Source organism: Gottfriedia sp. OAE603, from assembly GCF_040543965.1.
In the GTDB taxonomy this organism is placed as follows: Bacteria; Bacillota; Bacilli; order Bacillales; family Bacillaceae_G; genus Gottfriedia; species Gottfriedia solisilvae.
Genome location: NZ_JBEUNN010000001.1, coordinates 2,286,302 through 2,299,781, shown reverse-complemented (window position 1 = coordinate 2,299,781; position 13,480 = coordinate 2,286,302). Strand labels below are relative to the sequence as shown.

Annotated in this window: 12 protein-coding genes; 10 read left to right on the top strand and 2 right to left on the bottom strand. The window is 31.0% G+C overall.

Translation table 11 applies throughout. The features are described 5' to 3' along the window. The first annotated feature begins 80 nt into the window (after nucleotides 1–80). The 6 genes from ABID96_RS11555 to ABID96_RS11530 all read left to right on the top strand — a co-directional run bounded on the left by ABID96_RS11555 (nucleotide 81) and on the right by ABID96_RS11530 (nucleotide 7,486). The gene (locus ABID96_RS11555; protein ID WP_192602183.1) at nucleotides 81–350 is read left to right on the top strand and encodes a hypothetical protein; all 270 of its coding nucleotides are present in this window, start codon (nucleotides 81–83) and stop codon (nucleotides 348–350) included. A 141-nt stretch (nucleotides 351–491) separates the two neighbouring features. Continuing rightward, on the top strand, nucleotides 492–1,625 hold the full coding sequence (gene spoIIP, locus ABID96_RS11550) for a stage II sporulation protein P (RefSeq protein WP_192602182.1): 1,134 nt from the start codon (nucleotides 492–494) through the stop codon (nucleotides 1,623–1,625). Between the two features lie 268 nt (nucleotides 1,626–1,893). Further along, the gene (locus tag ABID96_RS11545; protein ID WP_192602181.1) at nucleotides 1,894–3,654 is read left to right on the top strand and encodes an N-acetylmuramoyl-L-alanine amidase family protein; all 1,761 of its coding nucleotides are present in this window, start codon (nucleotides 1,894–1,896) and stop codon (nucleotides 3,652–3,654) included. An 81-nt stretch (nucleotides 3,655–3,735) separates the two neighbouring features. After that, nucleotides 3,736–5,748, top strand: coding sequence for a methyl-accepting chemotaxis protein (locus ABID96_RS11540; RefSeq protein ID WP_192602180.1), 2,013 nt, complete (start codon nucleotides 3,736–3,738; stop codon nucleotides 5,746–5,748). Nucleotides 5,749–6,185: 437 nt separating this feature from the next. After that, a complete protein-coding gene (locus tag ABID96_RS11535) occupies nucleotides 6,186–6,569 on the top strand; it encodes a DUF3888 domain-containing protein (RefSeq protein WP_192602179.1) in 384 nt (127 codons plus the stop codon). Nucleotides 6,570–6,715: 146 nt separating this feature from the next. Further along, a complete protein-coding gene (locus ABID96_RS11530; RefSeq protein ID WP_087999490.1) occupies nucleotides 6,716–7,486 on the top strand; it encodes an oxalate:formate antiporter in 771 nt (256 codons plus the stop codon). A 102-nt stretch (nucleotides 7,487–7,588) separates the two neighbouring features. On the opposite strand, the gene ABID96_RS11525 is transcribed toward ABID96_RS11530, so the two are convergent. Further along, on the bottom strand, nucleotides 7,589–7,945 hold the full coding sequence (locus tag ABID96_RS11525; protein WP_087999491.1) for a permease: 357 nt from the start codon (nucleotides 7,943–7,945) through the stop codon (nucleotides 7,589–7,591). A gap of 181 nt (nucleotides 7,946–8,126) precedes the next feature. Between ABID96_RS11525 and ABID96_RS11520 the strand changes: the two genes are divergently transcribed. From ABID96_RS11520 to ABID96_RS11510, 3 genes are all read left to right on the top strand, one after another. Next, nucleotides 8,127–9,800: a formate--tetrahydrofolate ligase gene (locus tag ABID96_RS11520; protein WP_192602177.1), complete on the top strand. Its 1,674-nt coding sequence runs from the start codon at nucleotides 8,127–8,129 to the stop codon at nucleotides 9,798–9,800. Between the two features lie 152 nt (nucleotides 9,801–9,952). Beyond that, on the top strand, nucleotides 9,953–10,465 hold the full coding sequence (locus ABID96_RS11515; protein WP_192602176.1) for a hypothetical protein: 513 nt from the start codon (nucleotides 9,953–9,955) through the stop codon (nucleotides 10,463–10,465). Between the two features lie 11 nt (nucleotides 10,466–10,476). Beyond that, nucleotides 10,477–11,694: a DEAD/DEAH box helicase gene (locus ABID96_RS11510; RefSeq protein ID WP_192602175.1), complete on the top strand. Its 1,218-nt coding sequence runs from the start codon at nucleotides 10,477–10,479 to the stop codon at nucleotides 11,692–11,694. A gap of 174 nt (nucleotides 11,695–11,868) precedes the next feature. Here the strand turns inward: ABID96_RS11510 and ABID96_RS11505 are convergent, their stop codons facing one another. Beyond that, nucleotides 11,869–12,825, bottom strand: a complete 957-nt coding sequence (locus tag ABID96_RS11505; protein WP_192602174.1) for an MBL fold metallo-hydrolase — start codon at nucleotides 12,823–12,825, stop codon at nucleotides 11,869–11,871. Between the two features lie 160 nt (nucleotides 12,826–12,985). Here ABID96_RS11505 and ABID96_RS11500 point away from each other — a divergent pair, with 160 nt between their 5' ends. After that, nucleotides 12,986–13,468, top strand: coding sequence for a glutathione peroxidase (locus ABID96_RS11500; protein WP_087999496.1), 483 nt, complete (start codon nucleotides 12,986–12,988; stop codon nucleotides 13,466–13,468). Nucleotides 13,469–13,480: the final 12 nt, after the last annotated feature.

Sequence of the window (13,480 nt, the reverse complement as noted above, 5' to 3'; positions counted from 1 at the left end):
TAGGTATGTACACATTCATAAACCACCATCTCAACGTATGTTAAGTATGTACAATAAAATAATTATAGAGGTGTTTTTACATGTGGGGATTTTGTGGTGGTTGTAACAGACGACGTACTGAGCCAGTAAGAGATGATAGAGAGTGGGTAACTGTACGTAAACCATGCAATAGAAAAGATGACGAGGACTGTGGCTGTCATAAAGATAGAGATCGTGATCGTGATCATGATCGTAATCGTAATGACTCTGTATCACCAAGCTCTTTCTGCGAACGCCAATTGCGTGCAGCTGAAAATAGTTGTATAGCAAATCCAACAACAAACTTTTCTCGTTGCAGAAGAACATTTTAGTATTTTAGTCTAGATTGTTACGGTTAAATATAATTTATGTCATTCTTTCAGAAAGGTGTCTATTAAGACACCTCTTTTTTTAATAGAAATTTTCATTCTATTAGATAGAGCTTGTACATAATATTTAATAGAGGTGATTGAATGAGACAAGCAATCTATATAAAATCAATTAATCTGAAACGAGTTACGGCAAGTGTCTTCGTTGGCATTGTCTTGTTATTTTTAGTCGCAAGTCTTTTTGTTACATCAATGAAAAATACAAAATCATACTACATACATCAATGGTTTGAAAAAATGAGCTATGAAGGATTTATCAAAGCATTTGAGTATGAAAATGGTCATTTCAAATTAGGAAACGAATTATCAAAGAGTGGACAACCTATCAGTAATATTTTATTTTCGTTCGTCACAAATATCAGACTTTATGATCCAAAAAGTCTTTTAGTTCACGAAATCTCAAGTATGACTAAATTTGAAAATAATATATTAGTCGCCGGAGAGGGGACAGATTTTACGAATTTACCAATTGAATCTAGTTTGACAATTAATGAAATCAATCAGGATCCAGATGTAAAAGATCCAGTTAATGAACCGATGAAACCAACTAAGCCACCTAGTAAAACAACTGATGGAGATGTGTTTTTTATCTATCATTCACATAGCTGGGAATCATTCCTACCGCTAATTCCTGGGGCAAAGACTCCAAACCAAGCATCATCACCAAAAGTAAATGTAAGTTTACTAGGTGAGCGTTTGAAAAAGAATTTGGAAGCTGCTGGTATTGGTGCTGTTGATGATAAAACAAATATTGGATCTGAATTATCAAAAAGGGATTGGACTTGGGGCTCATCTTATAAAATGTCTCGACTTGTTGTGCAAGAAGCAATTGCTCAAGATAAGAATTTAGATTATTTAATTGATATACACAGAGACGATCAAAGAAGAAAAGTAACAACAATTGATATTGATGGCGAAAAATACGCTAAACTCTACTTTGTTGTTGGCGTTGAAAACAAAAATTACAAAAAGAATTTAGAATTCGCCAAAGCAATTAACAATGAAATTAAGAAAGTTAATAAAGGATTAACTAGAGGGATTTATAGTAAAAACTATAAACAAGGTAATGGTGTTTATAACCAAGATTTATCTCCTAATTCATTATTAATTGAAGTAGGTGGAGTTGATAATACATTACCTGAGCTTTATCGAACCATTGATTTACTTTCGGATATTTTGAGTGAATACTATTGGAATGCCGCGAAAGCCAATAATTAATAAAACAGCAGAGTGAAGAAAAATTCGAAAATATAAATAATGGAACACTAAAAAAAAGCGACTAATTAATTTTTAATTAGTTGCTTTTTTTAGTGAACTTAAAATGTTTATGAGTGATTCAATTTTAGGTAATACCAAATAATAATATTATGTAAACTAAATGTATAAATAGATTTAATTTTTTAAATATTATTATATTAATCTTCCAATATATGTTTCTTTCTTATATGATAAATATATACAGAATTAGACAAAAGGAGACATAAACATGAGGAGTTTAAAAATCCTTATCATATTTTTGATCAGTAGTGTTTTATTCATTTCGAATTCTGTAAATGCCGCTATAAAACAACCTAATATATTTACAGATGAGAAAGACCAACTTTTTTATTTGCAAAAAGGTAAAATTTTACCAAAGGATATAAATATAGAGGGTACCATTACGAATAATGAGTTTATAAGTTGGCTTCAATACTTTACATATGATGAGAAAAAGAATTTACGTTCAAAGTCAATTTCAGATGATCAAAAAACGAAGCTAGTTATAAAAGAGTTGAAATTAAACGCTATTTATCAAAAATGGGAAAAAAGTGGAAGTTTAAAGAAACAGTTATCTTATTTTGAAATGATGTCAATTTTATATCAGTTAAATGGTTATGAAAAATTAAGTGAAACGCAATTAAATCAATTAATCGAATTAGAAAATGTAATGACAAAAGAAGAAATAAGTTATGTTACGAAAAATACTAACTTGAAGAAGAAAACAGCTGCAGTTCTTTTTGCTAGATTTATCAAGCAGTTTCAAAAGAATCAACACAATGCATCAGGTCAATCAATCACCTCAGACAGTACACTATTCCTTACCGAAGGACCATCCTCCAACTTTCAACACATCATTGAGATTCCAAAGAAAAAAAGTTATACGGTGATCACAAAAATAGGTAATGTAATTCTTGCAAAATTTAATGGGAAAATTGGATTTTTATCAAAATCAATTACATTTTCATTTGAAAAAAATGTTTATAAAACAAATGCAAATAAAGTCAATATGCGATTAGGACCTTCAACATCTCATCCAATCATAAAAGTAGTAAATCAGAATGAGCAACTTGAAGGTAGGCAATTTAATTCAGACTGGGTACAAATTACTTCTAATAATGGCAAAGAGTTTATTTCAAGTAAATATGTGAAAAAGGTAGATTCACCTCAAAAAAATAATGAAAATAAAGATGATACTGAAAATTTAGTAAAAAAAGTCTATGTATTAGCCGATAAATTAAATATCAGAGCAGAACAATCTGTATCTTCTAGTATAATTGGCACAGTTTTAAAGGGTGAAGAACTAGGATTAATAACAAAATATACAAATTGGTCAAAAATTAAGTATAAAAAATTGGTCGGGTTTGTAAGTAATGATTACATTTCTACTAAATCGAATTCAATTGATAAAACCATCGTGGTTGCGATTGATGCAGGACATGGTGGCAAGGACCCAGGAACACATTTTAAGGAGCTTAATGAAAAGAACATTACATTAGATACTGCATTGAAAATAAGGGAATCCTTTGAGTTCTCAAATGTTCAAGTAGTTCTAACTAGAGAATCAGATGTTTTCTTGGATTTAGGTGAAAGAGTTAAAATTGCTAAGCAAAATAAAGCAATTTTATTTGTAAGCATTCACGTAAATTCAGGCAGTGGTGCAAACGGTGGTGGTTCTGAAACGTATTACTATGGTAATACCGGTAAAAATCCGTTCATAGCAGAAAGTCAGTTATTAGCAGCTTCTATTCAAAAAGAAATGCTACAGGCTTGGGATTTATCTGACCGAGGAGTTCATCATGGTAATTTTCAAGTGATCAGAGATAATTCAATGCCAGCTGTACTTACAGAGTTAGGTTTCATAGATTCAAAAAAAGATCAAGCGTATTTAAGCTCAAATGAACAATTAACTTTAATCGCTGAAGCAATCCATGACGGAATTGTTAACTACTTACAAAAAGAAGGATATATGTTTAAACAAAGTACTTAATTGATTCAAAAGGAAAATGACATAGATAAATTTACATATTATTTTTTGAAAATTAAATATATAATAAAGGGGTTTTCTGTAATGATTCGTTTTAAAGATATTCGAATAAGTGGGAAATATGGAATTGTGACGATCGGAACAATTTCTGTATTTGTTGTCTCATCAGCATTAACATTTGGGTTATTAAACTCAATACATACGGAATATAAAAATGCAAATCAAATTAATCAGCAAGCATTAATGGCTGAAAAATTATCATCAACCTTTTATAAAAAGTATGTAGCATTATCTGCATATGCTACGTTTAAAGATCAAGCATCACTAGACAGCTATCGTGCGATTGATGAAGCGTTTTTAAAATCAATTAAAAAAGCAACTAAAACAATCGATGATAAAGAAATCAAAAAATCTATTGGTGATGTAGTGGAATATAATACATTAATGAATGATATTTTAGAGAAGAAAATCGTACCAGCAGCTAATGAACGTGATGATTCATATGTAAAATTGCTTGTTCAACAAGCATACGGTACACAAAAATATATTGATGGGATTTCTAGTAAAATTATCAATATTTTAGAGAAGAAAAATAGTAAAGTTGATGATAAAGTTCAAGGTGCAATCAAAACTGTTAAATCAGTTTTAGTTTTAGCTGTTCTAATTAGTGCACTACTTTCAAGCATAGCTTTATATGTTGCTAATCGATTAATCAATGGAAAAATGAATAAGGTATTACATTCTATTAATGAAATTTCAGAAGGAAACTTAGCAGTAGAAAATGAAGTGTTCGAAGGTAAGGATGAAATTGCTTTACTATCTAGTGCGACGAATAAAGTAAAAGAAAATCTACTACGTATTGTTAAACAAATGAATAATGTTTCTACTGAAATGAACGAACGTAGTAATGAATTAACGCAATCAGCTTCAGATGTTCAAAAAGGTTCACAGCAAATTGCAGCTACAATGCAAGAATTAGCAACTGGATCTGGTATTCAGGCTGATTCTTCAAATCAAATGGCTGAAATGATGAGTGATTTCAATGATAAAATGTCTGTTGCTGGACAAGCAGGTGAAACATTAAAAGGAGCTTCAAATGAAGTTCAAGATCGAACAAGCCTTGGTTATAAGCAAATGAATGAATCATTACAACAAATGACAATCATTCATGATGTAGTAAAAGGTTCAGTTGAAAACGTGGAACAGCTAGTATCTCACGCAAAATCAATTTCAAAAGTAATTAAAGTTATTCGTGATATTGCAGACCAGACGAATTTATTAGCTTTAAATGCTTCAATTGAAGCTGCTAGAGCAGGCGAAGCAGGTAGAGGATTTGCGGTTGTTGCAGAAGAAGTTCGAAGATTAGCTGAAGGTGTTAAATTATCTGTTCAGGATATTACGTCAATCGTACAATCAATCCAAACAGAAGCGACTACAATGGCAACTTCTCTAAATGCAGGATTTAAAGAAGTTGAAAAAGGAACACAATCAATCGAAGCTACTGGTGAAACGTTTAATGGTATTAATAGCCGAGTAGAAAATATGAACTTAGAAATTCAAGAGATTGCTACTACATTATTTACAATGCAAGACGGTAGCATGGAATTAATGAAATTTATTGAACAAGTTGCAGCTGTAACAGAGGAAAGCGTTGCTGGTGTTCAACAAACGGCAGCTTCAGTAGAAGAACAAAGTGCAACGATGGATGATGTAGCATCAAGTGCAGTTCTATTAACAGAACTTGCTGGCCAATTAGATCAAGTAATCAGTCAGTTTATTATCGATGAATCAAGCGAGAAAGTTAGTCTTGATTTTGTTTCTGAACAATCTATTAATCAAAATGAAATCATTGAACCAACGCAAAAGAATATCGTTGAGACAACAGATTTACAGAAAGAAAATACGGATGAACTTGTAAAAGAAGAAATGATTCTTGAGGATGACAACGTTGAAGTAGAGGAAATGATTCTTGAAGAAGAATTTGAGGTTGAAGATGAAGCTATAGAGTCGAGCGCAGTTGAATCTAGCGAAGAATTCAAAAATGAAGAAGTAGAAGAAGTAGAAGAAGTAGTTGTAGAAGAGCAGACAAAAAAATGATTAGACTAGAAAACTGTTTAGTAATCTAAGCAGTTTTCTTTTTTTTTGTTGGCTTTTTTTAAATAAATTGTTGAATTTAGCTAATTACAATTAGAGTATAAAAAAAGATGAATTGTTTCTGAAAGTGATTGGAATGGTAGGTGCGAAGACTTCTATGTGAGAATGGGAGAAACTTGAGAACCCTCAGGCTTGCCAAATGAGGATCATGGTCACGCCCTATGGTAACGAAGTACCTGGAATGGAAATCATCATTCTTTTACAAAACCTTTTGTTTTAGTAATTTATAGAATTTTTCTGAGCTCACTGCACACTGAAACAATCTCCATCAGAAGTAGATCAAACATCCTTTATATTTAGAAAGTTGTAACATAACCTTTTCAAAATTGTAAAGAATAGAATGTATGTAAATCAAAAATCTATGTAATGGAGGTCAGTATATGAAGAAAAAAATAATTATATTATTTGTTTTCTTATTATTTTTAAATTCAAAACCTACATATGCAGTGACTGCGCAAAATGAAGTTCTTGAAGATGCAGTATTATCGATTTTATTTCCAACAATTAATAAGGAATTGTTCAAAATGTTTGGACCAGGTGAAAAATATAATTGTGCAGCAATTACAAGTATCAAAAAAAAATATAATGGTACTTATGTTTTTGGAGCAACAATTCAATTGGTCGCATATAAACCACAACAAAATCCACCCTATACTTTAGTAAAGTTCAACTTTTCAAACGACGATGGAGTTTGGAGCATTCAATCTGTAACAAAAGAACCAATTCAAACAAAAACAACTGATTTATGTAGACCTCCTGTCTAATTACTAGAAAAAAATCATTTTATTTTAAAAAATTGACAAATATTAGTAATTTTTGTAGGTAAAAAGAATCTATTTTTTCATATTCAATGATAATTATCCAATAAAATATGATATGATAAAGAAAAAAATTAAAGGTGGCATTTTCGTTGGCAGGAATTGATTCGGTAAAGGAGATTATCTATATTTATGGTGATAAGCATAATCATTGCTTTATTACTTCTGGCATAAATTATAAAGAATTTGTACAAGGGCTGCCATTTCCACTTCAAAATATTCTTTTATTAAAACATGATGTACAATGGTCAGATTTTAATCTGAATTCTTCTTTTTTTTATGTTGAAAAAGATTATATAAATCAATTTATATTAGATCAAACCGAAAATGATGAACTTTGTTGGATCGATTTCGAAGAATTAGCAGACTTAGATGAACTTGAGCCTAAAGAAATTGCAGAACTTTTATATCTTGCTCATAAAAAAGAACCATTAAATAAACCATTTATCCCACGATTAAATAACTCATTTGCTTATATGAGTATAAGTGATGGTATGTACCAAAAAGTTTATTATAAACGGATGAATGATTTTATCATTATGTTGTGTAATGTTATTTCATATAAAATGTCTCATCTTCAACGTAGAAGTTTAAACATTTTTCAACGTTCGAAAGCCATTACACCAATCAATCTAAAACTTATGCTAACACTATTTCCTCTAATGGAGGATGGATTAATAATAGATATAAGTGAAAGAGTTGAAAATAGAAAGGTAATTGAAATACCTATTTTCCGCGTTGATTTTTACTCTGGTGTTGATGAAGTGTTAGAAAATGTAGAAGAATATAAAGAAATAACAAATCATTTTGCAAACTTAACTTACTCTAAAAAAGATGATGAGTGGAGCGTTGTTGAAGTATAAAAAGGATTCCTCAGAATCCTTTATTCAATATATAGTCAATTATAAAAAAATAGATATAAAGCCAGTCTTAAAAGAGGATTCATTTGAATCCTCTTTTTTATGCTATAAAATTGCACTTAAGACAAAGAGTAAATTGTAGAAAATGGATACGACCACCGAAAAGAGACCAAATCCAATTGCAGTATAACCTAAGGTTGAGTGACCTTTGGTAACAGTATATATTCCTAGAACAATACCGATTAAACCAAATAAAACAGGCATTAAAAATAATGAAAATAGTGAAAAAAATAGAGCGGTATATCCAATAACTAATTTCCAAAGATACGTTTTTGATTCAGAATCTGTATCACTATAGTAAATATTCCTAGTAGGATAGAATTCTGTACTGTATTCTTCATTATGATCATCTGAAAATGTATGATTTCGTTTATTCAATTTATTTTTTTTATGACGATACATAATTCCACTCCCTTCTTTTAAGCCTTACATTTAGTATGCATCTAAGCGGATCTTTGATAAGTAGAAAGAATTACTAATTCAAACATCAAACGCTATTTTTGAATGGATCATGATAAAATGAAAAAAGTGTCAAATCATGCTATAATTTGGATATCGAAGAAGAGTTAATGGAGATGATTTAATGAGCAAGTCAGATTTAGAAATTGCATTTGAATCAAAAATGAAAAAAATATCAGATATTACAAAGGATTTAGATTTATTTGAGGATGATGTTGAAAATTACGGACATTATAAAGCAAAATTATCATTATCAGTATTAGAACGATTAAAAAATAATGTAGATGGAAAGTTAATATTAGTTACATCAATCAATCCGACACCAGCAGGTGAAGGGAAATCAACTGTAACTGTTGGATTAGCACAAGCTTTTCATAAAATTGGGAAAAAAGCGATTGTTGCATTACGTGAACCTTCATTAGGACCTACAATGGGTGTAAAAGGAGGGGCAACTGGAGGAGGATATTCTCAAGTTTTACCAATGGATGATATCAACTTGCATTTTAATGGTGACATTCACGCAATTACAACAGCAAATAATGCACTTGCAGCTTTTATTGATAACCATATACAACAAGGCAATGAACTTGATATTGATATCAGAAGAATTACTTGGAAACGTGTTGTGGATTTAAACGATCGTGCATTAAGAAATATTATAATCGGCCTTGGTGGACCTACTGAAGGGGTACCAAGAGAAGATGGATTTGATATAACTGTAGCCTCTGAAATTATGGCTGTTTTATGTTTAGCTTCTGATATTCAAGATCTGAAAGCTCGTCTAAAACGCATAGTTGTTGCTTATACTAATGAAAAAAGACCAGTAACTGTTGGAGATTTGAATGTTCAAGGCGCTTTAACATTATTGTTAAAAGACGCAATTAAACCAAATCTTGTACAAACAATTGAACATACACCTGCAATTATTCATGGCGGTCCATTTGCCAATATAGCTCATGGATGTAATAGTGTAATCGCAACGAAGATGGCATCAAAATTAGGTGATTATGTCATAACAGAAGCAGGTTTTGGAGCAGATTTAGGTGCGGAGAAATTCTTAAATATTAAAACAAGAGCGCTAGGTGTTACTCCTGATGCAGTTGTAGTAGTAGCTACAATAAGAGCTTTAAAAATGCATGGTGGCGTACATAAAACTGAACTTGCGACTGAAAATGTTAGTGCGATTAAAGAAGGAATTTGTAATTTAGAAAAGCATGTTGAAACGATTCGAAAATTTAATGTCCCTGTTGTTGTTGCTGTTAATAAATTCATAACTGATTCCGAAGAAGAAATTAGTTTTATTCAACAGTGGGGCAGGGAAAACAATATAGATGTTGTACTAACAGAAGTATGGGAACATGGTGGATTAGGTGGCGTTTCACTTGCCGAGACACTTGTTTCATTACTTAAAAACCCGAAAGAGCCATTTCAATATTTATACAATTTAAATGATTCTATTGAAACTAAAATCACGAAAATAGTGAAGGAAGTATATGGTGCTGACGGGATTAATTTATCTACAAAAGCAAAAAAACAAATTCAAGAATTTAATGAAAACGGTTGGGGAAATCTTCCAATTTGTATGGCGAAGACTCAATATTCTTTGTCTGATCAGCCTCAAGCATTAGGAAGACCATCTGGGTTTAAGGTAGAAGTTAGAGAATTAAAGGCGTCTATTGGAGCAGGTTTTATTGTTGCTTTAACAGGAAATGTACTAACAATGCCAGGGCTACCAAAAAAACCTGCTGCATTAAACATGGATGTTGATGAAAATGGCCGAGCTTTAGGATTATTTTAATTTTTGGTTCCGTTAATTGCTCTCCCCTCATGGAAAGCTAGTATCCAGAAACGGAAATTAACATTGTTTCAAACAGAACCTAATTTTTAAAAAAGAGGTAGAGGATACCAATTTACTGGATATCCTCTTTCTTATGTAAAGGGGAAATATTTATGTTTGATCCAACAGCATTTGATAATATGAAAGTGATTGTTGAAGGAATCTTATATGATAAGGATTTAGACGGAGACTATCTCATTATCGATAGAGATGACTTTATGAATTTATCGAAAATGAATCGTGAATTTTCGATTACGTATAAGAAGAATAATTTGAAAAGCAATGTTAGCTGTAAATTCACTTTAGCAGCAACTGCTAAAGATTTATACTCGGAATTGTTAACTTCTAGCGAAGATGTTGGTTGTTATGTAGAACAAACATTTTTTTTCAATAAAGAAATAGAGGCTGAAATCCTACAAAGAAGCTTAATGCTACTGCAAAATCACACAGCACAACAATTCAACGTTTTTCATAACATTAAACAATCATTTTTTGAGAAAAATAAAACAGAAACATCGTTAATCATTAAATTTATCAATAAAATTACAGAAGATGAATTTGATCAATTAGAAGAATTGATACATATTACGGAAATAATGTTACAATGGTTTGATGAGAAATATTAAAGGAGATTTAAATGGAACATTTTCAGTTAACAGAAAAAACAATTTTAAAAATAAAAGAAAGTAATATTACTAAATGGACTTCTGTCCAGGAAAAGGCGATTCCGGCAATTTTAGAAGGAAAAGATGTTGTTGTACAATCGCCAACTGGTACAGGTAAAACCCTTGCGTATGTATTACCATTACTTAAACTAATTGATGAGAATGAGGAAAATCCTCAAGTGGTCATTATGGCGCCAACTCGTGAGTTGGTAATGCAAATTTTCCAAGTTGTGCAAGACTACACTCAAAATACAAATATAAAAGTAGCTTCAATTGTTGGTGGCGCTGATGTTAAACGCCAAGTTGAGAAGCTTAAACAAAAGCCGAAAATTATAGTAGGCTCTCCAGGAAGAATTTCGCAGCTGATTAAGTTGAAGAAACTTAAAATGCATGGCGTTAAAAAGATTGTATTTGATGAAGTTGATGAATTAATTAAGACAGACGATCAAAAAGACCTTCCTCAAATTGTAAAAGCAACATTAAAAGATCGTCAATTATTATTCTTTTCAGCTACAATTACTCCTCAAGCGATGCAGTTTGCAAAAGAACAAAGTACGAACTTAACTGAAATAACTATAGATCAAAGTCTTGAAGGTAATATTATGCACGGATTTATTCCTTGTGAAGAAAGAGAAAAATTAGAATTACTAAGAAGAATTGGATCAATTGAAAATATGAAAGCACTTGTATTTAGTAATGATCCATTTAAATTAGAAGGCTATGCTTCAAAATTAAACTTCAGAGGGATAAAAACAGCAGTGCTTCATTCGAAATTAGGTAAAATGGAACGAAGTAAAGTATTAAAAGACCTTCAATCAGGGAAAACATCGCTGTTATTTTCAACTGACGTATCTGCAAGAGGTATCGATCTTCAAGACTTACCGTATGTCGTTACATTAGATGTACCTGAAAAGGTTGAACAATATACTCATCGTAGCGGTCGTGTTGGTAGAATGGGGAACCAAGGTACTGTTATTAATTTAGTAACTCCTCGTGAAAAGAAACATCTATTTACACTAAGAGGAACACAAAAGTTATTTTTCGAACAATTATCTGTTACACATGGTGAAGTACGAAAAGTTGAAATGTCTGAAAAAGTAGAAGATAAAGTAGGAATCGAAAATAACAAGAAATTGCCGACAAATAAAAGCTCTAAAAATAATGTAAAAAAGTTTAAAAAACATAAATAATATAGTATCTACATTTTAAGAACATGATGTCCAAACAAAATAATAATATATTTAAAGGCGTGTGTATGAACACACGCTTTTTTTTATAAAGTAAAAAATCATTTTGCAAGGGAAATTCAAATATAAAAGACCAAGTCGATTACGAAATGGTCTTTAAAACAGTCAATGTAACCTTTAATTTCTTTTTATATTTTTTTCAACTGAAAGAATTAGTCCCATTGCTGAAACTTCTATATCTAATTTCATGATGTTAAACACAGGATGATCAGCTTGAATGTTTTTGCTAATTAATTCTTGTTTAATCTCTTCAAATAAAGCATTACTCAAATATGTACTTTTCTCATAGAATGTTAAATGTGGATGTTGTTCAATAATTGTAGTTGTTTTATTCATAAAAAAATCTAGATAAGAAGGAATTGTTTCATAGATAAACTGTGTTTGATTCGATAAGCCATAATGACCGAAACAAATGGCATCTGGTTTGTATGATTTAATTAAATTTAGAGATTCAATCATTAAGTCGTATGAAAATTGGTTAGGTGAGGTTGATGGTAAGACAAACGGTCCAATTTCATTTTCTAACTGTGGATAATAAATCCCAATTGTATCACCTGTATACATATATTTACTATCATGATCAAAGATTGAAATGTGATGATTTGCATGGCCAGGCGTATATAAAAATGACAGTTTATGATTCTTTCCAATCATAAGCTCCTCGCCGTTTTGGACTGAATAGATTTTACTTTGGTCCACTGGAAGGATTGGATCAAATAAGCGGTCGAAATCTTCTCCATAAACTTGTTTTGCACTTGCTATTAACTTAGTTGGATTTTCTAAATGGGGTGCTCCTTTTGGGTGAACATAGAGGGTAGCATTTGGACATTTCTCCATTAATAAGCCTGCTCCACCAGAATGATCTAAATGAATATGTGTCACAATCAAATGTTTAACTTTTTCAAGTGGAATGTTTAATTCGTTTAGTCCATTTAATAAGTGTTCATGTGACGGACTAGCACTTGTTTCAATTAACGTAATTTCTTCTGAAAGTATGACATAACTGCCTGTTCGATTCGGATAAGAAAGATCATATAGATCTATTAAATATGTCAGTTCGCCTATTTTTTTCATTTTCATTCCTCCAATTTCATATGTAAAAATGGTGTAGAGAGTACAAATTTATATCTTAACTATAATAGATTAAAGAAATTTTTAAAATAAGACTTTAAAATTAGACATTTAGTTGGAAAAAAATTACTATAAAAGTAAATGGAAATAGGAGGAATGTATAGTGAGTATCTATGATTTTCAAGTAAAGGATAGTAAGGGACAATTAATACCTTTATCAAATTATAAAGATCAAGTTGTCATCGTAGTAAATACTGCAAGTAAATGTGGATACACTCCTCAATATAAAGATCTTCAAGCACTTTATGAAGAATATAAAAATGAAGGACTTGTTGTAATTGGATTTCCATGTAATCAATTTATGAATCAAGAACCAGGTTCAAATGAAGAAATTCAAAGCTTTTGTGAATTGAACTATGGTGTAACTTTTCCAATCTTTGGGAAAGTAGATGTGAATGGAGAAAATGCGGACCCACTTTTTAAATATTTAAGTAAAAACGCTCCTGGGATCATGGGACTAAAATCAATCAAATGGAATTTCACAAAATTTATTATTGATAAAAATGGTGAAGTTGTTGAGAGAGTAGCTCCACAAACAAACCCACAGGATATGAAAGCAACAGTTGAGAAATTATTAAAAGCATAAAAAAATGCCTTC

What these genes read in the sequence shown, in the direction of transcription:
- ABID96_RS11525 (WP_087999491.1), bottom strand. Translation starts at nt 7,945, where the DNA reads ATGTATCGTCATAAAAAAAATAAATTGAATAAACGAAATCATACATTT.
- ABID96_RS11515 (WP_192602176.1), top strand. Translation starts at nt 9,953, where the DNA reads ATGTTTGATCCAACAGCATTTGATAATATGAAAGTGATTGTTGAAGGA.
- ABID96_RS11535 (WP_192602179.1), top strand. Translation starts at nt 6,186, where the DNA reads ATGAAGAAAAAAATAATTATATTATTTGTTTTCTTATTATTTTTAAAT.
- ABID96_RS11510 (WP_192602175.1), top strand. Translation starts at nt 10,477, where the DNA reads ATGGAACATTTTCAGTTAACAGAAAAAACAATTTTAAAAATAAAAGAA.
- ABID96_RS11505 (WP_192602174.1), bottom strand. Translation starts at nt 12,825, where the DNA reads ATGAAAAAAATAGGCGAACTGACATATTTAATAGATCTATATGATCTT.
- ABID96_RS11540 (WP_192602180.1), top strand. Translation starts at nt 3,736, where the DNA reads ATGATTCGTTTTAAAGATATTCGAATAAGTGGGAAATATGGAATTGTG.
- ABID96_RS11555 (WP_192602183.1), top strand. Translation starts at nt 81, where the DNA reads ATGTGGGGATTTTGTGGTGGTTGTAACAGACGACGTACTGAGCCAGTA.
- spoIIP (WP_192602182.1), top strand. Translation starts at nt 492, where the DNA reads ATGAGACAAGCAATCTATATAAAATCAATTAATCTGAAACGAGTTACG.
- ABID96_RS11545 (WP_192602181.1), top strand. Translation starts at nt 1,894, where the DNA reads ATGAGGAGTTTAAAAATCCTTATCATATTTTTGATCAGTAGTGTTTTA.
- ABID96_RS11520 (WP_192602177.1), top strand. Translation starts at nt 8,127, where the DNA reads ATGAGCAAGTCAGATTTAGAAATTGCATTTGAATCAAAAATGAAAAAA.